Source organism: Streptomyces nojiriensis (genome assembly GCF_017639205.1).
GTDB classification, from domain to species: Bacteria; Actinomycetota; Actinomycetes; order Streptomycetales; family Streptomycetaceae; genus Streptomyces; species Streptomyces nojiriensis.
The window spans coordinates 6808475-6824950 of sequence record NZ_CP071139.1 but is presented as its reverse complement, the minus strand read 5'-3'; the positions used below and the strand labels follow the sequence as shown (position 1 = coordinate 6824950).

At 73.4% G+C, this 16476-nt stretch carries 15 protein-coding genes and 1 pseudogene; 2 read left to right on the top strand and 14 right to left on the bottom strand.

Annotation, left to right across the window (positions count from 1 at the left end):
• Window positions 1–29: 29 nt before the first annotated feature.
• The 8 genes from JYK04_RS31685 to JYK04_RS31650 form a co-directional block, all read right to left on the bottom strand.
• Entirely contained in the window at window positions 30–938 is a 909-nt protein-coding gene (locus tag JYK04_RS31685; RefSeq protein ID WP_189739584.1) for an ornithine cyclodeaminase family protein, read from the bottom strand.
• A 29-nt stretch (window positions 939–967) separates the two neighbouring features.
• On the bottom strand, window positions 968–1987 hold the full coding sequence (locus JYK04_RS31680; RefSeq protein ID WP_229875545.1) for a proline racemase family protein: 1020 nt from the start codon (window positions 1985–1987) through the stop codon (window positions 968–970).
• On the bottom strand, window positions 1984–2988 hold the full coding sequence (locus JYK04_RS31675; protein ID WP_189739201.1) for a proline racemase family protein: 1005 nt from the start codon (window positions 2986–2988) through the stop codon (window positions 1984–1986). Before JYK04_RS31675 ends, JYK04_RS31680 begins: the two co-directional genes overlap by 4 nt.
• 19 nt (window positions 2989–3007) lie before the next feature.
• Window positions 3008–3922, bottom strand: coding sequence for a dihydrodipicolinate synthase family protein (locus JYK04_RS31670; RefSeq protein ID WP_189739198.1), 915 nt, complete (start codon window positions 3920–3922; stop codon window positions 3008–3010).
• A 75-nt stretch (window positions 3923–3997) separates the two neighbouring features.
• Window positions 3998–5407 carry an NAD(P)/FAD-dependent oxidoreductase gene (locus JYK04_RS31665; RefSeq protein WP_229875640.1) on the bottom strand — a complete coding sequence of 470 codons (1410 nt, stop codon included), beginning with the start codon at window positions 5405–5407 and terminating at the stop codon, window positions 3998–4000.
• Window positions 5408–5528: 121 nt separating this feature from the next.
• Window positions 5529–5840: a (2Fe-2S)-binding protein gene (locus tag JYK04_RS31660; RefSeq protein ID WP_189739192.1), complete on the bottom strand. Its 312-nt coding sequence runs from the start codon at window positions 5838–5840 to the stop codon at window positions 5529–5531.
• Window positions 5840–7042 carry an NAD(P)/FAD-dependent oxidoreductase gene (locus JYK04_RS31655; protein WP_189739189.1) on the bottom strand — a complete coding sequence of 401 codons (1203 nt, stop codon included), beginning with the start codon at window positions 7040–7042 and terminating at the stop codon, window positions 5840–5842. The genes JYK04_RS31660 and JYK04_RS31655 overlap by 1 nt, the downstream gene beginning before the upstream one ends.
• A gap of 101 nt (window positions 7043–7143) precedes the next feature.
• Window positions 7144–9531 (bottom strand): collagenase, encoded by a 2388-nt coding sequence (locus tag JYK04_RS31650; protein WP_189739186.1) that lies wholly within the window; start codon window positions 9529–9531, stop codon window positions 7144–7146.
• Between the two features lie 173 nt (window positions 9532–9704).
• Here JYK04_RS31650 and JYK04_RS31645 point away from each other — a divergent pair, with 173 nt between their 5' ends.
• On the top strand, window positions 9705–11078 hold the full coding sequence (locus JYK04_RS31645) for an aminopeptidase P family protein (protein ID WP_229875544.1): 1374 nt from the start codon (window positions 9705–9707) through the stop codon (window positions 11076–11078).
• A gap of 142 nt (window positions 11079–11220) precedes the next feature.
• On the opposite strand, the gene JYK04_RS31640 is transcribed toward JYK04_RS31645, so the two are convergent.
• Together JYK04_RS31640 and JYK04_RS31635 are read right to left on the bottom strand one after the other, a co-directional pair.
• Window positions 11221–11631 carry a RidA family protein gene (locus JYK04_RS31640; protein ID WP_189739183.1) on the bottom strand — a complete coding sequence of 137 codons (411 nt, stop codon included), beginning with the start codon at window positions 11629–11631 and terminating at the stop codon, window positions 11221–11223.
• 91 nt (window positions 11632–11722) lie between these two features.
• Entirely contained in the window at window positions 11723–12631 is a 909-nt protein-coding gene (locus JYK04_RS31635) for a LysR family transcriptional regulator (RefSeq protein WP_189739179.1), read from the bottom strand.
• A gap of 110 nt (window positions 12632–12741) precedes the next feature.
• Between JYK04_RS31635 and JYK04_RS31630 the strand changes: the two genes are divergently transcribed.
• A complete protein-coding gene (locus tag JYK04_RS31630) occupies window positions 12742–13491 on the top strand; it encodes an SDR family NAD(P)-dependent oxidoreductase (RefSeq protein WP_189739176.1) in 750 nt (249 codons plus the stop codon).
• Here JYK04_RS31630 and JYK04_RS41510 read toward each other — a convergent pair.
• The 4 genes and pseudogenes from JYK04_RS41510 to JYK04_RS31610 all read right to left on the bottom strand — a co-directional run.
• Window positions 13429–13683 (bottom strand): annotated as a pseudogene (locus JYK04_RS41510) (transposase); the annotation flags it as partial. The gene JYK04_RS31630 and the pseudogene JYK04_RS41510 sit on opposite strands and share 63 nt — an antisense overlap.
• Window positions 13684–13754: 71 nt before the next feature.
• Complete coding sequence (locus JYK04_RS31620) at window positions 13755–14294, bottom strand: RICIN domain-containing protein (RefSeq protein WP_189739173.1); 540 nt, start codon at window positions 14292–14294, stop codon at window positions 13755–13757.
• A 530-nt stretch (window positions 14295–14824) separates the two neighbouring features.
• On the bottom strand, window positions 14825–15223 hold the full coding sequence (locus tag JYK04_RS31615) for a RidA family protein (RefSeq protein ID WP_189739170.1): 399 nt from the start codon (window positions 15221–15223) through the stop codon (window positions 14825–14827).
• Window positions 15220–16359 carry an acyl-CoA dehydrogenase family protein gene (locus JYK04_RS31610; protein WP_189739167.1) on the bottom strand — a complete coding sequence of 380 codons (1140 nt, stop codon included), beginning with the start codon at window positions 16357–16359 and terminating at the stop codon, window positions 15220–15222. Before JYK04_RS31610 ends, JYK04_RS31615 begins: the two co-directional genes overlap by 4 nt.
• Window positions 16360–16476: the final 117 nt, after the last annotated feature.

Here is a 16476-nt window from a genome sequence, read left to right as displayed (position 1 = left end):
CAACAGCGTACAATGTCACGTTGCGCTGCTCACACTCCGGCGGCCTCGAACAGCGCGACCGCCACAGCGAGATCTTCCCAGGCCATGCCCACACTCTTGAAGAGCTGTGGACAACTCCGCGGCCCGCCCGCCGGCATCCGGCCGCCCACCAGGTCGGCGAGGGTGCCGGTGATGTGACCGGGCCCGATGGCCCCCTCGGCCTCCGGGACCAGGAGGTCCCCCGCCTCGCGCAGGGCCGCCGCCCGGGACTCCACGTACACCGCCGCCCGTCGCACGAGGGCGGTGTCCGTCTCCCGGGCCGTCGGCTCGTGCGAGCCGACGGCGACGACGGTGGCGCCCGGCCCGACCAGGTGCCCGTCGAAGAGCGGTTCGCGGGCCGTGGTGCAGCAGATCACCAGGTCGGCGTCGGCCACGTCCTTCGGGGTGCCGGTCCGGGCGGCCGGGCCCAGGGTGCGTGCGTACGCGGCGAGCCGCTCCGCACCCCCGAGGTCGCGGGCGACCACCACCACCTCGGCCAACTCCCGCACGGACAGGGCCGCTTCCAGATGCCCGTACGCCTGCGGCCCCGACCCGAAGAGCACCAGGCGCAGCGGCCGCCCGGCGGGCGCCAGGTGGCGCAGCGCGAGGGCGGAGACCGCCGGGGTGCGCAGGGTGGTCAGCGCCGCACCGTCGAGCAGGGCCAGCGGGCGCAGGGTGGGCCCGTCCAGGAGGAGGTAGGAGCCCGTGATCCGGGGCAGCCCGCGGGCCGGGTTCCCGGGCGCGACCCCGGCGATCTTCACCCCGGCGTACGAGCCGGACGCGGCCGGCATCAGCAGCAGTTCGCCCCCGCCGGGCACGTCGATCGCGGAACGCGGCGGGCAGCTCTCCGGATCGAGGCCGCCGAGCAGGGCGGCGGCCAGGGCGTCGGCGGCCGCCGCCGGGGTGAGCAGGGCGGCCATCGGTCCGGCGGCGAGCTGGGGGATGCCCGTCACAGGAGGAATCCGGTGCCGAGCGCGTCGTGCGGGTCCGCCACGAAGGCGTGTTCGCCGGTGCGGTGGGCGGTGCCGGTGACCTCGGTGACCCCGCCGTCCAGCATCCGCCCGGTGAACACCGTGCCCGTGACCGACTCGTGCAGCAGGTCCTCGCCCGGGCCGAGCCGCCCGTCCTCGGCGAGCAGCGCGAGCCGCGCCGAGGTGCCGGAGCCGCAGGGCGAGCGGTCGACCTGCCCGTCGGCGAAGACCGTGACGTTGCGCTGGTGCGGCCCGAAGGGGGTGTCGGGCCGTTCCTCGTGGAGGATCACCCCGTAGACCCCGGAGAGCAGCGGGCCGTCCGGGTGCCAGGTGGCGGGATGGGTGGCCAGCGCCGCCCGGATCTCCTGCCCGGCCCGCACCAGGGCGGGCAGCGCGGCCCGGTTGACGTCCAGGCCGAGGTCGCGGGCGCGGACGGCGGCGTAACAGGCCCCGGCGTGCGCGATGTCCACCTCGGCCAGCCCGAACGAGGTGGCGACGGGCACCTTGCGGGCGCCGACCCGGGCCGGGACGTTGCGGAAGGTGACCCCGGTGGTGCGGCCCCCGCCGCGGTGGACGGTGGCGGTGACCCGCCCCGACGGTACGTCGATGCGCACCGGGGCGTCCCCGTCGTCCGGGGCCGCGACCCGGCCGGTGTCCACGGCCCAGACCCCGAGGGCCATGGTGCCGTGGCCGCAGGCGGTGGAGTAGCCGTCCTTGTGCCAGAACAGCACCCCGAAGTGGGCGCCGTCGTCGTCGGCCGGGACCACGAACCCCCCGTACATCCCGGCGTGCCCGCGCGGCTCCTGCACGAGCAGGCGCCGTACGTCGTCCAGCGCGCCCCGGCGCGGGGCCGTCCCGGAGCCGCCGGGGCCGATGACGGTGGCGCAGCGCTCGGCGACGGTGTCCCCGGGGACCGGCGGCATGCCGTCCAGGGCGCAGTCGGCGATCCGGAAGGGCTCGCCGGCGGTGTGGTAGTCCACCGTGCGGACGGTGATCACAGGAGGAACCCTCCGGGGAAGGGGTCGGTGGGGTCGAGGAAGTACTGGGCGGTGCCGGTGATCCAGGCCCGGCCGGTGATCGTGGGGACCACGGCCGGAAGGCCGCCGACGGTGGTCTCCCCGACCAGTCGGCCGGTGAACTCGGTGCCGATGAAGGACTCGTTGACGAAGTCCGTGCCGAGCTCCAGCAGGCCCCGGGCGTGCAGCTGGGCCATCCGCGCGCTGGTCCCCGTACCGCAGGGCGAGCGGTCGAACCAGCCGGGGTGGATGGCCATGGCGTGCCGGGAGCGGTGGGCGTCGGAGCCGGGGGCGGCGAGGTAGACGTGCTTGACCCCGGCGATGGAGGGGTTCTCGGGGTGGACGGGCCGGTCGGGGCCTGCGTTGATCGCCTCCATCACCGCGAGCCCGGCGGCGAGCAGGTCGTCCCTGCGGGCGCGGTCGAAGGGCAGTCCGAGGGCCTCGAGTTCGACGAAGGCGTAGAAGTTGCCGCCGTAGGCCAGGTCGTAGGTGACCGTGCCGAAACCGGGGACCTCGGCCTTGAGGTCGAGGCCCACGCTGAAGGAGGGCACGTTGGTGAGGGTGACGGCGGTCGCCGCCCCGTCCTCGACCCGGACGTCGACGCTCACCAGCCCGGCCGGGGTGTCGAGCCGGACGGTGGTGACCGGCTCGACGACCGGCACCATGCCGGTCTCGACGAGGACGGTGGCGACCCCGATGGTGCCGTGCCCGCACATGGGGAGCAGGCCCGACACCTCGATGTAGAGGACGCCGTAGTCGGCGTCCGGGCGGGTCGGGGGCTGCAGGATGGCACCGCTCATCGCGGAGTGTCCGCGCGGCTCGTACATGAGCAGGGTCCGGACGTGGTCCATGTGCTCGATGAAGTGGAGCCGCTTCTCGGCCATGGTGGCGCCGGGGACCACCCCGACTCCGCCGGTGACGACCCGGGTCGGCATGCCCTCGGTGTGCGAGTCCACCGCGTGGTAGACGTGGCGCGTGCGCATGTGCGGTTCCCCCGGATGACTAGTTGAGGCCCTCGGCGAGGGCCTTCTCGGTGGCGGCGCGGACGGCGGCCTCGGTCTCGCCGGTGAGCGGGAAGCGCGGCGGGCGGGTCGGGCCGCCGGGGCGTCCGGCGAGGTCCATGGAGAGCTTGATGGCCTGGACGAACTCGGTCTTGGAGTCCCAGCGCAGCAGCGAATGCAGGGACTTGTAGAGCGGCAGGGCGGTGTCGAGGTCCCCGGCGACGGCGGCCCGGTAGAGCTGGGCGCAGGAGCGCGGCAGGGCGTTGGGGTAGCCGGCGATCCAGCCGACGGCGCCCGCGAGGGCGAGTTCGAGCAGGACGTCGTCGGCGCCGATGAGCAGGTCGAGGCCGGGGGCGAGCTCGGCGATCTCGTAGGCGCGGCGCACGTCGCCGCTGAACTCCTTGACGGCGACGATGGAGCCGTCGGCGTACAGCCGGGCGAGCAGGTCCGGGGTCAGGTCCACCTTGGTGTCGATGGGGTTGTTGTACGCGACCACGGGCAGCCCGGCACGGGCGACCTCGGCGTAGTGGGCGCGTACGGCGTCCTCGTCGGCCCGGAAGGCGTTGGGGGGCAGCAGGAGTACGGACCCGGCGCCGGCCTCGGCGGCCTGGTCGGCCCAGCGGCGGGCCTCGGCGCTGCCGTAGGCGGCGACGCCGGGCATGACGCGGGCGCCGTCGCCGGCCGCCTCGACGGCGGTACGCACGACGCGCGCCCGCTCCTCGTCGGTGAGGGTCTGGTACTCCCCGAGGGAGCCGTTGGGGACCACGCCGTCGCAGCCGCCCTCGATCAGCCAGGCCACGTGCTCGGCGTACGCGTCGTGGTCGACGGTGAGGTCCTCGCGCAGCGGGAGCGCGGTGGCGACCATGATTCCGTGCCAGGGGCGGGTGCGGGGCGCGGGGGTGTGCGCGTGGGTCATGTGAGAGCTCCCTAGTGTGGTGTGTGACATTTTACTAGCGGGTGCGGCGTGGCCACAAGGGCCCCGGCGCCCCGATCAGTGCTCGGAGGGAGGAAGTTCGGCGAGGTGGCGCAGCGGAACCGGACACGACAGCGGCCGCCTGTCGGGCGCGGGCCCCTCCCCGGCCAGGGCCGCGACGGCCGGGCCGCACATCCGGCCCTGGCACCAGCCCATGCCGGCCCGGGTGAGGAGTTTGACGCTGCGGGCGTCCCGCGCGCCGAGGTCCCGGGCGGCCTCGCGGATCGGTCCGGCCGGCACCTCCTCGCAGCGGCAGACGACGGCGTCGTCCCGGAGCCAGCCGGTCCACCCCTCGCCGGGGCGGTGGGCGGCGGCCATCGCGTCGGCGAAGGCGCGCAGCCGGGCGCGGCGGCGGGTGAGGCGGGCTCCGGGCGGCGTACCCGCGATGGAGTGTGCGGCCAGTTCGCCCTCGGTCATGGCCAGTTGGGCCCCGCCGATGCCGCCGGTCTCGCCCGCCGACCAGATGCCGGGGACGGAGGTCCGCTGCCCGGCGTCGAGGACGAGGGCGACGGTGCCGTCGGGGCCGGGGCGGGTCGCGCACCCGAGGCCGGTGGCGAGTTCCAGCTGGGGCACCAGCCCGTGCCCGACGGCCAGGGCGTCGCAGGGGATCCGGCGGGCGGTGCCGGGCAGCGGTCGCCAGTCGCGGTCGAGCCGGGCCACGGTGACGGCCTCGACCCGGTCGGTGCCGTGCGCCTCGGTGACGGCGTGCCGGGTGAGGAGGCGGACGTGGTGGCGGGCCAGCGCCCCGCCGTAGCCGGCGCCCTCGACGAGCTTGCCGGGGTTGCGCAGCAGGGCGGGGACCTGGCCCGCGTACCCGGTGTAGGCGGCGGCCTCCACCACGGCGGGCACGGCGGCTCCGGCGGCGGCGAGCGACCCGGCCACGGCCAGCAGCAGCGGCCCGCTCCCGGCGACGACCACCCGCTTGCCCGGCAGCACCAGCCCGCCCTTGAGCATGGCCTGCGCCCCGCCGGCCCCGACCACGCCCGGCAGGGTCCAGCCGGGGAAGGGCAGTTGCCGCTCGAAGGCGCCGGTGGCGATGAGCACGGCCCGGGCGGTGACCGTCGCGGCCCGCTCCTCGGGGGCGTGACCGGCGACGGCGTGCAGGATCCACTCCGCGGCGGGCGCGGCAGGCCCGCGGCGGGCCCCGGCCGTCCCGGGCGTCTCGCCCTGGACGACCGTCCACACGTGGTGGAGCGGGAGGTACGTGATCCGGCCGGCCGACTCGTGGGCGCGCAGGGCGGCTTCGCGGGTCGCGAACTCCGCCCAGCCGTGGTGCAGCGCCTCGGGGCGGGCGGCGCCCAGGCCCGGGGCGGGGTGGCGGTAGAACTGCCCGCCGGGGCGGTCGCCCGCGTCGAGGAGGGTGACCCGCAGCCCGAGGCGGGCGGCCGTGACGGCGGCGGCCAGTCCGGCCGGACCGGCCCCGACGATCGCGAGATCGGCACGGGCCGGCGCGGACGCGGACGCGGGACCGGCGGCGGACGCGGACGCGGGACCGGCGGCGGACGCGGACGCGGCGGGGGGATCCGCGCGGCCCGCGCGACCGGCGGGCTCAGACGGCGAGTTCGGCACGGCCGGTTCCCTCCTGGGTGGTGACGGAGTCCCCCGGCCGGGCCGGGACCAGGCAGGCGCGCTGGTTCGGGTGGCCGTTGACGGTGACGAGGCAGTCGTAGCAGCTGCCGATCCCGCAGAACGCGCCGCGCGGGGCGCCGCCCTCGCGGGTGGTCCGCCAGGCGAGGATGCCCGCGCCCCAGAGCACGGCGGCGACGCTCTGGCCGGGCAGGGCGGGCAGTTCCCGGCCGTCGAAGGTGATCGCGTGCGCGGCTGCCGGGCTGCCGCCGACCAGCGAGCGGGGGCTGCGCATCAGTGCTGCTCCTCAGGGGTGTCGGTGGCGCCCGGGTCCGCGGCGAAGCGGTCCGGACGGAACGGGTGGGCGGGGAGCGGCGGTTCGGCCCCCGTCAGGGCGGCGGCGATCAGCGCTCCGGTGGCGGGCGCCAGGCCGATGCCCGCGCCCTCGTGGCCGCAGGCGTGCAGCAGCCCGGGGCGCCGCGGGTCCGGGCCGATCGCCGGGAGGTGGTCGGGCAGGTAGGGGCGGAAGCCGTGGTAGGTGCGCAGGACCCGGACGTCGGCCAGGACGGGGAAGAGCGCCGCGGCCTGGGCGGCCAGGCGGCGCAGGGCCTCCGTGGAGAGGGTGCGGTCGAAGCCGACCCGTTCCCGGGTGGCGCCGATCAGGACCGGGCCGGACGGGGTGCCCTCGACCACCGCGGAGGACTGCAGGGCGGCCGAGCCGCTGGCGACGTCCGCGATGTAGTCGGCGGCGTAGACCTTGTGCCGGACCACCCTCGGCAGGGGTTCGGTCACCAGGACGAAGCCGCGGCGCGGGAGGACGGGCAGGGTGACCCCGGCCAGCGAGGCGATGCGGCCGCCCCAGGTGCCGGCCGCGTTCACCACGGCCGGGGCGAGGAGTTCGCGGCGCGGCGTGCGCACCCCGCGTACGGCGCCCCGGTCCAGCAGGATCTCCGTCACCTCCTCGCCGAGGTACACCTCGGCGGCCGGGGCTCCGGCCGCCCCCGGCGCGCGCGCCGCGGCCAGCAGCCGGGCCGCCGCCCGGGCGGGCTGGACCTGGGCGTCCTGCGGGTAGTGGAAGCCGCCCGCCAGGCCCGGGGCCAGGTGCGGCTCCAGGTCGTGCAGGGCGTCCGCCGCCACCTCGGCCGCGTCGACGCCGGCCGTGCGCTGGCCCTCCGCGAAGTGCCGCAGGGCCTTCACGGTCCGCTCGTCGGGGGCGACGACGAGCCCGCCCTTGGGCTCGTACTCGATGTCCGGCGGGAGGACCGCGGCGAGTTCGGTCCACAGGCGGGTGGACAGCAGGGCGAGGTCGAGTTCGGGTCCCGCCTCCTTGTCGGAGACGAGCAGGTTGCCTTCGCCGGAACCGGTGGTGCCGCCCGCCACGGGGCCCCGGTCGACCACGGCCACGGAGAGTCCGGCGCGGGCCGCGTAGTAGGCGCAGGCCGCCCCGACGACGCCGGCGCCGATGATCACGGCGTCCAGGGAGTGTCTCTTGAGCACGGCAGTAATATGTCACATTCTTTAGGGCCTGCCCAGATGCCCGGGCCGGTCCCGCACCCCCCTCGGATGCGGGACCGGCCCGGGCGCCGGGCCGGTGCCGGTCAGCTGCGGAGGGGACCCTCACAGCTGTAACTGGACGTGCCCGCCACCTTGTTGGTCCAGATCTCCACCGGACCGAAGGAACAGTTCATGTCGGCGAGGTTGTTCGAGGCCGCGCCCGCCCGGTCGAGGATGAAGTAGTCGACCGTCTCCGACATGTCCTTGAAGTTCTGGTCGTCGCTGCGCCAGTTCTTCAGGTTCGCGGTGATCCGGCCGGTGCAGGTGAAGCGGCGCTTGCCCGGGTCGCCGTTCTCCACGCAGTCCGGGGTGTTGTACGTGGCCGTGGCGAAGGACGACTTCACCGTGGCGAGCGCCGCGTCGCGCAGCCGGTCGTTGGGGGTGAAGGAGGTGTTCGGCACGTAGAGCTGGTCGACCTTGGCGATCTGCGCGTCCAGGAAGCGGTCGTAGTCGCGCTGGAGGTAGGTGTCCGCCCCCGTCCGGTGGCGCCAGGCGTCGTACGCCGCCACGTCGTCGGCCCGCAGGTGCGTGTACATCTCGCGCAGCAGCGTGGGCTTCTCGGTCCACAGGAACTCGAAGAAGGTGCCCGCGTAGCTGTAGAAGCGGAAGCCGTCGCCGTCGTACGTGGCGTTCAGCAGCTGCTCGACGCTCATGCGCGGGCCGCCGCCGGCCGTGTCGCTGATGATGCTCTTGACCAGCGACTTGCGGACGGCGATGCCGTTGTCGCGGGTGGCGCCGTCGAAGAACTCGGCCGTGCCCTCGTCCATGGCGGTCGTCCGGTCGCTCTCGTACCAGGGGCCCTGGCCGAAGAAGCCGGGGACGGCGAAGCGGCCGTTGAGGTAGTGCGTGTACTCGTGGCGGAAGAGCTCCTCGAGGGTGAGGGAGGAGTCCTGGGGGACGCGGCGCTGGTAGGTGTAGAAGGTGGCGCCGTTCTCGATGTAGATGCCGCCGTTGTTGGTGCCGTAGCCGGTCAGGATCGGGTGGTAGTTCACGTAGTCGGCGCGGGAGGCGTAGAGCACGATGTTCAGGGTGGAGTTGGGGTCGCCCGCGAGCGGCTGGTCGGTGCCGAGCACGCGGTGGTACTGGGACTTGACCTGCTTGCTCGCGTAGTACAGCTGGTCGACGGTGGCCCGGTCCAGGGCGGTGCGGACCTTGATGCCGCCGTTGTCGTAGGAGTAGGTGTAGGGGAACAGCTGCTTCTCGATGTCCTCCTTGCACACCCCGTACGGCTTGCAGGCCTCGTAGAAGTTGAGCCAGGAGACGACCTTGGCCCACGGCTCGCTGCCGTCGCCGAAGGCGGAGCGGACGGGGCCGAGCATCGCACCGAGGTCGGCGACGACCCGGTCCCGCAGGCCCTCGACCTGACCGAAGCGGGCGTACTCGCTCAGTGCGTCGCGCACCACCCAGGCGTTGCCCGTGTCCTTGAGGTGCGTGTAGGTGGAGAAGGCCTTGAAGGCGTCGCGGTAGGAGGCGTCGGCGGCCACCGCGGAGTGGAAGGCGGCGTCCTGGTTGCCCGGGTAGACGCCCAGGTAGGTGACGGAGAGCGCGGCCAGCGCTGCGCCCGCCCAGCCGGCGTCGAGGTGGGTGGCCGGGTGGGCCGGGTCCATGGTGGCCAGCACCTTCTTGATGAGGCCGAGCTGGTGCTGGCGCAGGCCGGGCGCGCTGCCCGCGTAGAGGGCCTCGCGCAGGGTGCGGGCGTTGACGGGGGTCGCGTCGAAGGTGTGGGCGGCGGCGCCGAAGTCGGCGATGGCGCGGCGCATGGCGTCGACGGTGGGGGCGTCGGTGACGTCGATCTCGGTGCGCGAGTAGTCGTGGTAGGCGACCGCGTGCAGGTACGTGAACATCTCCTCCAAGTGGGAGGAGTTGCGGCCGTCGTGGGCGGCGGCCAGGGCGGATATCCGGCGGGAGACGGCCTGGACGTGCGCGTCCGACATGACCGGTGCCAGGCGGGCGTCCCAGGTCCAGATGAGCCCGCGCAGACAGCCGTCGGCGAGGACGGCCTGGTCGCCGAGGAAGTCGGCGAACTGCTCGGGGGTGAGGCCGGTGATCCCGTCGAGGGTGCAGGGGACGCCCGCGGCGACGCTCTTCGCGGTGGGGGCCGCCTTGACCGCCTTGCCGCGCTTCTGCAGGTCGTCGGCGGGCGCGGCGGCGGCCGTGGCCGCGCCGGGGACCTGCCCGGTGATGTTCTGCCCGCCGGGGGCCGGGGCCGGCGCCGGGGCGTTGTCCTTCGGGTCGGCCAGGCGGTCGACCTCGTCGAACGGGTTCCCCGTGGGGCCGGGGGCGGGGGCGGCCGGGGCGGCCTGTGCGCCGGTGAAGGTGGCCGGGGCCGCGAACTCGGCGGCCTGCGTGGTGGCCTGTCCCGCGGTGGCGAGGAGGGTCACGGCTACGGCGGAGGCGAGGAGGGAAGAGCGCACAGCTCTGTGCTTGAGCACCGAGAACTCCTGATTGGAGAGGTGAGGTGGGGGGTGGTGCGTGAACTGCCCTGCGTCACACGGCGTTTGACGGGGGTTAACGTGCCGCGATGTGAGCTGTAACATAGTAATGTGAAATTGCACTGACAAGACCTGTGCGCCCACCAGTTCGCATCTTTCTTGAGGGAGTCCTCGTGACCGACGCGTCCGCCCGCCTCAACACGGGCAGTCACGACCGCCCGGTATCCCCGGAGTTGTCCCGGTTCATGGCGGGCAACTGGGCCGCGACCCCGCTGCCCGACTCCGCCCGCGTCCCCGGCCACGCCGTCACCCCGGCCCGCCGGGCACGGCTCTCGGCCCGCTTCCCGGGCGAGCGGCTGATCGTCCCGGCCGGGGAGCTGAAGGTCCGCTCCAACGACTGCGACCACCGCTTCCGCCCGCACAGCGCGTACGCCTGGCTGACCGGCCTCACCGGCGAGGACCAGGCGGGCCACGTCCTGGTCATGGAGCCGTCGGGCCCGCACGCCCACGAGGCCGTGCTGTACCTGCGGCCGCGCTCGCCGCGGGCGGACGGGAACGGGGAGTTCTACCGGGACCGCCGGTACGGGGAGTTCTGGGTGGGCCGCCGGCCGGACCTCGCGGAGGCCGAGCGCCTCACCGGCATCCGCTGCGCACACCTGGACGGGCTCGGTTCACCGGCCGGCCGCGACGCGGCCTCCGATGCCGAACTCGCCTCCGTGTTGTCGGAGTTGCGGCTGGCGAAGGACGCGTGGGAGGTCGAGCAGCTGCAGCTGGCCGTCGACCACACGACGGCGGGCTTCGAGGACGTCGTACGGGCCCTGCCGCGCGCGCTGGCGCATCCGCGCGGGGAGCGGTGGATCGAGGGGGTCTTCGGCCTGCGCGCCCGGGCGGAGGGCAACGGCACCGGGTACGAGACGATCGCGGCGTCCGGCGCCCACGCCTGCACCCTGCACTGGATCCGCAACGACGGCCGGCTCAACGGGACGAAACTGCTGCTCCTGGACGCGGGCGTGGAGACGGACACCCTCTACACGGCGGACATCACCCGCACCCTGCCGCTGTCGGGCCGCTTCTCCCCCGTCCAGCGCCAGGTGTACGAACTGGTCCTGGCCGCCCAGGAGGCGGGCATCGCGGCGCTGCGCCCGGGGGCGAGCTTCGGGGACTTCCACCGGGCCGGGATGCGGGTGATCGCGGAGGGGCTGGCGGAGTGGGGCGTCCTGAAGGACGCGGAGGGCGACCTGCACCGGCGGTACACGCTGTGCAGCAGCGGCCACATGCTGGGGCTGGACGTCCACGACTGCGCGAAGGCGAGGGCGGAGACCTACCTGGACGGCGTCCTGGAGGAGGGTCAGGTCCTGACGGTGGAACCGGGCCTGTACCTCCAGCCCGACGACGAGACCCTCCCGGCGGAGCTGCGGGGCATCGGCGTCCGCATCGAGGACGACCTGGTCATCACGGCGAACGGCGCCCGCCTGATGTCGGGCGCGCTGCCGCGCACGGTGTCCGGCATCGAGGAGTGGATGGGCCGGCTGCTGGAGACCCCTTAGACACCGCTCGGACGGCCTTCGTCGTGGTCATGTGCACCTTGGTCGGAGCACATGACCGGATGAAGTCCACTCCCACGTCCGGCGAATCCCCGGGCGAGCCGCCCCGTTCGAGGCGACGCCCGGCACCCGGAGACGAAGAGGCTCAGTCGGGCAGCGCCACGGTGAGGTCCACTTCGATGAGCTGCCCCGTGAAGCCGAGTTGCGAAACACCCAACAGCGTGCTGGCGGTGGTGAACGCCGGCCCGAGAGCCGAGTCGGTGAGCCGACGCCAAGCGGCGCCCAGAACGTCTCTGTCGTCGCTCCGCACGTAGATCACCGAGCGCACCACGTGTTCCGGCTCGGCATCAACCGCAGCCAAGGCAGCGAGTGCGTTCGCGGCAACCTGGTCGACTTGCACCTCGAGCGATCCGGAACCGACGAGGGAACCACTCCGGTCAAGAGGGCACTGCCCCGCCAGGTAGGCCGTACGACCGGCCTCCACCACGGTGATGTGGTGGTAGCCGGGCGTCTCATGCAGCTGCCCGGGGTTGATACGAGTGATCTTCGCAGTCATGCCCGCGAGTGTGACCAACTTGCTTCCGGTGCGCATCGCAATTTGTTCCAGCGAGCAGCACCCGCAGTATCCGGAAGGTCGAAGACCGGGCTCAGACGCTGTGCGGGGTGGTGAGCCGGGCGGTCAGCTCCTCGACGAAGGCCTCCACATGGGGTGGGCGCGCTCCGGTGCGGGTGGCGCAGAACCAGGTACGGGTCAGGGGCCGCGCGCCGATACGGACGAGGGCGAGGCCGTGCGAGGCCGCGTAGGGGGCGGCCACCCAGTTGGGCAGCACGGTCACGCCCTGGCCGCCGGCCACCATCTCGATCACCAGGTCGGTCACCACCGGCATGGTGGTGATCCGGGCCGGCCGCGCCCCGACGGGGATCGGCAGCGGCATCGACGGGATCCGCTTCTGGTCGTAGAAGTCGTAGAGGACGAGGTCGGCGCCGTCGAAGTCACGGGCGGTCAGGTGTGCGCGCGAGGCCCACGGATGGCCGGCGGGCACCACCGCCATCATCTCGTCCTCGAACAGCTCGGTCAGCGACACCCGGTCCATCTGCAGGTCCGGCTTGGTGACCAGCGCGACGTCGACGAGGTCGGCGAGCAGGGCCGGGATCGGCGCGTCGTCGGCGACGGTCTCGATGCGCACGTCGATGTCCGGCGCGCGCTCGCGGAAGGCGCGGAGCACGGGCGGCAGCCACGGGAAGGTCGTACTGCACTGGGCGGTGAAGCGGACCCGCCGGTCGCGCCCGTCGCGGATCTCGCGCAGGTCCCGGGCCGCCGAGTCCAGTTCGCCGAGGACGTGGCGGGCCGCGACCAGCAGTCGGCGGCCCGCGGCGTTGGGGAGCAGGCGGCGGCCCTTGCGGTCGAAGAGGGGCATGCCGAGGCGGGCCTCCAGCCGGGTGAGCCGCTGGCTGAGGGCGGGCTGGCTCACGTAGAGCCGCTCGGCGGCGGCGGTCAGCGAGCCGGCCTCGGCGGTGGCGGCCAGGAGCTCCAGGTCACGCAGGTCCACATCCATAACGCTGGATTATCACATGCTCCAATTTTCGTCGTGGTGTTATGAGTTGAGAGTTCGTACGTTTCTGGTGTCACCGGACGGACCCACCCGCCACGAAAGGCGCACGCCCCATGAACACCAGCACCAGCACCAGCACCACTGCTCTGATCACCGGCTCCTCCAGCGGCATCGGCCTGGACATCGCCCGCGCCTTCCTCGCGAGCGGCGCCAATGTCGTCCTGAACGGCCGGGACGCCGACCGCCTCGCCAAGGCCGCGGCCGCCCTCGGCCACCCCGGGCGGACCGCCTGGGCAGCGGGCGCCATCGCCGAGCCGAGTACCGGCGAGGCCCTGGTCCGTACCGCTCTCGACCGGTTCGGCGGCATCGACGTCCTGGTCAACAACGCGGGCACCTTTGCTCCCAAGCCCTTCACCGAGGTCACCGAGGAAGAACTCGACGGGTTCCTGACCGGCAACCTCAAGGGCACCTACCTCACCACCCAGGCCGTCGTACGGGCGCTGCGGGCGCAGGGCCGCGGCGGCAGCATCGTCAACATCGGCACCGTCCTGGTGGACCACGGGCTGGCGGGCTTCCCGTCCTCGGCGCCGGTGGTCAGCAAGGCGGGGGTGCACGCGCTGACCACCAGCCTGGCCGCCGAACTCGCCGCCGACGGCATCCGCGTGAACCTCGTCTCGCCCGGCATCATCCGCACCCCGCTGCACGCGGGCTCGGACGTGGACTCCTTCGCCGGTCTCGCCCTGCTGGGCCGGGTCGGCGAGGTCTCGGAGATCTCCGAGGCGGTCCTCTACCTCGCGGGCGCCGGCTTCGTCACCGGCCACGCCCTGCGCGTGGACGGCGGCCACGTCACCGGCCGCGCCTGATCCCGGACCGCCCACCCAACCAACCTGCCGTTTGTGAGCGGTCCGGAACGGACCGAGCTCGCCCGGCAGGCCACGCCAGGGCGAGTTGGTGCGGTACTTCCCGGCGATGGCTTCCAGGGTGCGGCGGCGGTCGGCCCACCCTCGTCCACGGACCGGATCGGCCGCCATCAGCGGCTCGATCCGGTCCCGCATCGCATCAGCGATCACTGATCGGACAGGCACATCCGATCAACTGACCAACCTGTCGAAGAGACACGCGCTGGTCAGGGCTGCAGCTGCCACTGCTGGTCCCACCGGCTGTTGCAGTCCCACAGCGTGGCCGACGCGCCGTCATGGGTGGCTTCCTTGTAGATGCCGAGGCACTTGTTGGCGCCGGCGAACCTGGCCGCCAGACTGCGAATCGTCCGGTACTCCGGTGAGTTCACGACGGGGTCGACGAACCACCTCTGGTCGTCGGCTCCATTGCACTCCCACGCAACGATGTCCGTGCCGTTGCCGGTGCCTCCCGACATCGTGCCAAGGCACTGGCCGTCACCGTTCTTGATCTCGTAGAAAGTGCCCCAGACACTGCTGCCCTTGGCCTCCAAGGTCCACTTCTGGTCCGGGTTGCCGTTGCAGCCCCACTGGATGCCGAGAACGTGGTACTCAGCCGCCCAGTCGACGGCGAGGCACTTACCGCTGCCTCGGTTGACGACGTCGTACTCGGTCGAGGCGGCGGAAGCAGTGGATGCGGACGATACGGCCAGCCCGGCAGTCAGTACGGCCACCGTGGCAGCTGACAGAGCAGTCTTGAAAATCTTCACAAGCCCCCCAGGGTAAGTAGGTTGCGTCAACGCGCGAGTTCCGCGTGACCCGTTGAGCAGGCGACCGAGGTCTACCGCCAGTGTTGAAGCCCGGGGCGGGTACCGAAAGAGCCGTCAGCCCGTTGGATCGGTGCCATGCCGTGAGGTGCACAGGCTCCAAAGCTGGTCCGAGATCGGAAGCCGCGGAGAGGGTACGCAGTGTCAGCGTGGTCAACGTGCACTTGCGACCTGTCCTTAACGATCACCCTACATGGCGGTGTGCGCCGGGTAGGTCTTCGCGGGCGCGGACGATTGCCGGTGACTTCCAGGCCGTCACCACCATGCACAACCTCGCCATGACACGGTGAAACGGCAGCTCGAACACCACCCTGTCCTGCCCGAACCGGGCCTTCTGCAACATCCTTCAGGCCGTCCGCACGGAGTACCGGGTCCGCGGCCTGGCCACGACGGGGTCGCCCGCGGCACCGCTGCGGGGCTCCGCCCGGACCCGCGCCTCGAACGCCGACGAGGCCGGTATTCCGGCCCGGCCGTTACGGGAGGACCGCGACCCCGTCGAGTTCCACCAGGGCCTGGTCGTCCCAGAGGCGGACCACGCCGATGACGGCCATCGCCGGATAGTCGCGGCCGGCCGATCGCCGCCAGATGCGGCCCAGTTCGGCCGCGTGGGTCCGGTACGCCGCCACGTCCACCGCGTACACCGTCACCCGGGCCAGGTCAGCCGGCGTGCCGCCCGCCGCGGCGAGGGCCGCGAGGAGGTTGGCGAGGGCGATCTCGAACTGCTCCGGCAGGCTCTCGCCCACCACCTTGCCCTCGCCGTCCAGGGCGGTCTGGCCCGCCAGGAACACCAGCCGGGTACCGGTCGCCGCGACCGCGTGCGAGAAACCCGTCGCGGGCGACAGCTCCGCCGGGTTGATCCGCTCCAGGCTCATCGCCCCGCCACCGCCGCCCCGTACAGCTCCTTCGCGATGATCGTGCGCTGCACCTCGCTCGCCCCCTCGTAGATCCGTGGTGCCCGCACCTCCCGGTAGAGGTGTTCGAGCAGGTGGCCGCGCTGGAGGGCGACCGCGCCGTGCAGTTGGACCGCGTGGTCGACCACGTACTGGGCCGTCTCCGTGGCCAGCAGTTTCGCCATCGCCGCCCGGCGCGGCACGTCCCCGGCCCCCCGGTCGTAGGCCCCGGCCGCCGCGTACACCAGCAGCCGGGCGGCCTCGGTGCGGGTGGCCATCTCGGCCACCCGGTGCGCCACCGCCTGGAGATCGCTCAGCGTTCCCCCGAACGCGGTCCGGTCCGCCGTGTAGGCGAGCGTCGCGTCCAGCGCGGCCCGGGCCATGCCCACCGCGAAGGCTCCGACGCTCGGCCGGAAGAGGTTCAGGGTGTCCATCGCGACGCGGAAGCCCCGCCCGGGTTCGCCGAGCAGGTCCTGCGGGCCGACCGGCACCCCGTCGAAGGCGAGGGAGCCGATGGGGTGCGGGGAGAGCATGTCCAGGGGGGCGCCGGAGAGTCCGGGGCGGTCGGCCGGGACCAGGAAGGCCGAGACCCCCTTCGCCCCCGGTCCCTCCCCCGTCCGGGCGAACACGGTGTAGAAATCCGCCTCGGGGGCGTTGGAGATCCAGCACTTCTCACCGCTGAGCCGCCAGCCACCCCCGGCGGCCGCCGGATCCGCGGTCGCCGCCAGCGCCAGCGCCGCCGCGTCCGAGCCCGCCCCCGGCTCGCTCAGCGCGAAGGCCGCCACCGCCCGCCCGGTGCGCACCCGTGGCAGCCAGCGCTCCCGCTGCTCCTCGCTCCCCGCCCGCAGGACCGGGTACGCCCCGAGCCCCTGCAGGGCGAGCGCCGTCTCGGCCTCCGTGCAACCGTAGGCGAGGGATTCCCGCAGCAGGCACAGTTCCAGCGCGCCCGAGGCGAACACCCGCTCCAGCAGGCCCAGCTCCCCCAGCGCCGCCAGCAGCGGCCGGTTCACCCGCCCCGGTTCCCCCTTCTCGGCCAGTGGCCGCAGCCGCTGCACCGCCAGTGCGCGCAACTGCCCGCACCACTCCTCCTGGTCCACCCCGAGCGCGAATCCGGTCATCCGAACATCCCCGCATCTATCGCGTCCTGTTGACTGCCGTCACCATCACGATACGCTCCTGGAAGGACCTCCGGTCGTGACCGGGGGAACCACCGCACGGCCGGCTCCACCCCACCC

Coding starts and splice junctions, on each gene's coding strand:
- JYK04_RS31635 (WP_189739179.1), bottom strand. CDS start 12,631: ATGGATGTGGACCTGCGTGACCTGGAGCTCCTGGCCGCCACCGCCGAG.
- JYK04_RS31615 (WP_189739170.1), bottom strand. CDS start 15,223: ATGAGCCTGGAGCGGATCAACCCGGCGGAGCTGTCGCCCGCGACGGGT.
- JYK04_RS31685 (WP_189739584.1), bottom strand. CDS start 938: ATGGCCGCCCTGCTCACCCCGGCGGCGGCCGCCGACGCCCTGGCCGCC.
- JYK04_RS31670 (WP_189739198.1), bottom strand. CDS start 3,922: ATGACCCACGCGCACACCCCCGCGCCCCGCACCCGCCCCTGGCACGGA.
- JYK04_RS31630 (WP_189739176.1), top strand. CDS start 12,742: ATGAACACCAGCACCAGCACCAGCACCACTGCTCTGATCACCGGCTCC.
- JYK04_RS31640 (WP_189739183.1), bottom strand. CDS start 11,631: ATGACTGCGAAGATCACTCGTATCAACCCCGGGCAGCTGCATGAGACG.
- JYK04_RS31660 (WP_189739192.1), bottom strand. CDS start 5,840: ATGCGCAGCCCCCGCTCGCTGGTCGGCGGCAGCCCGGCAGCCGCGCAC.
- JYK04_RS31675 (WP_189739201.1), bottom strand. CDS start 2,988: ATGCGCACGCGCCACGTCTACCACGCGGTGGACTCGCACACCGAGGGC.
- JYK04_RS31610 (WP_189739167.1), bottom strand. CDS start 16,359: ATGACCGGATTCGCGCTCGGGGTGGACCAGGAGGAGTGGTGCGGGCAG.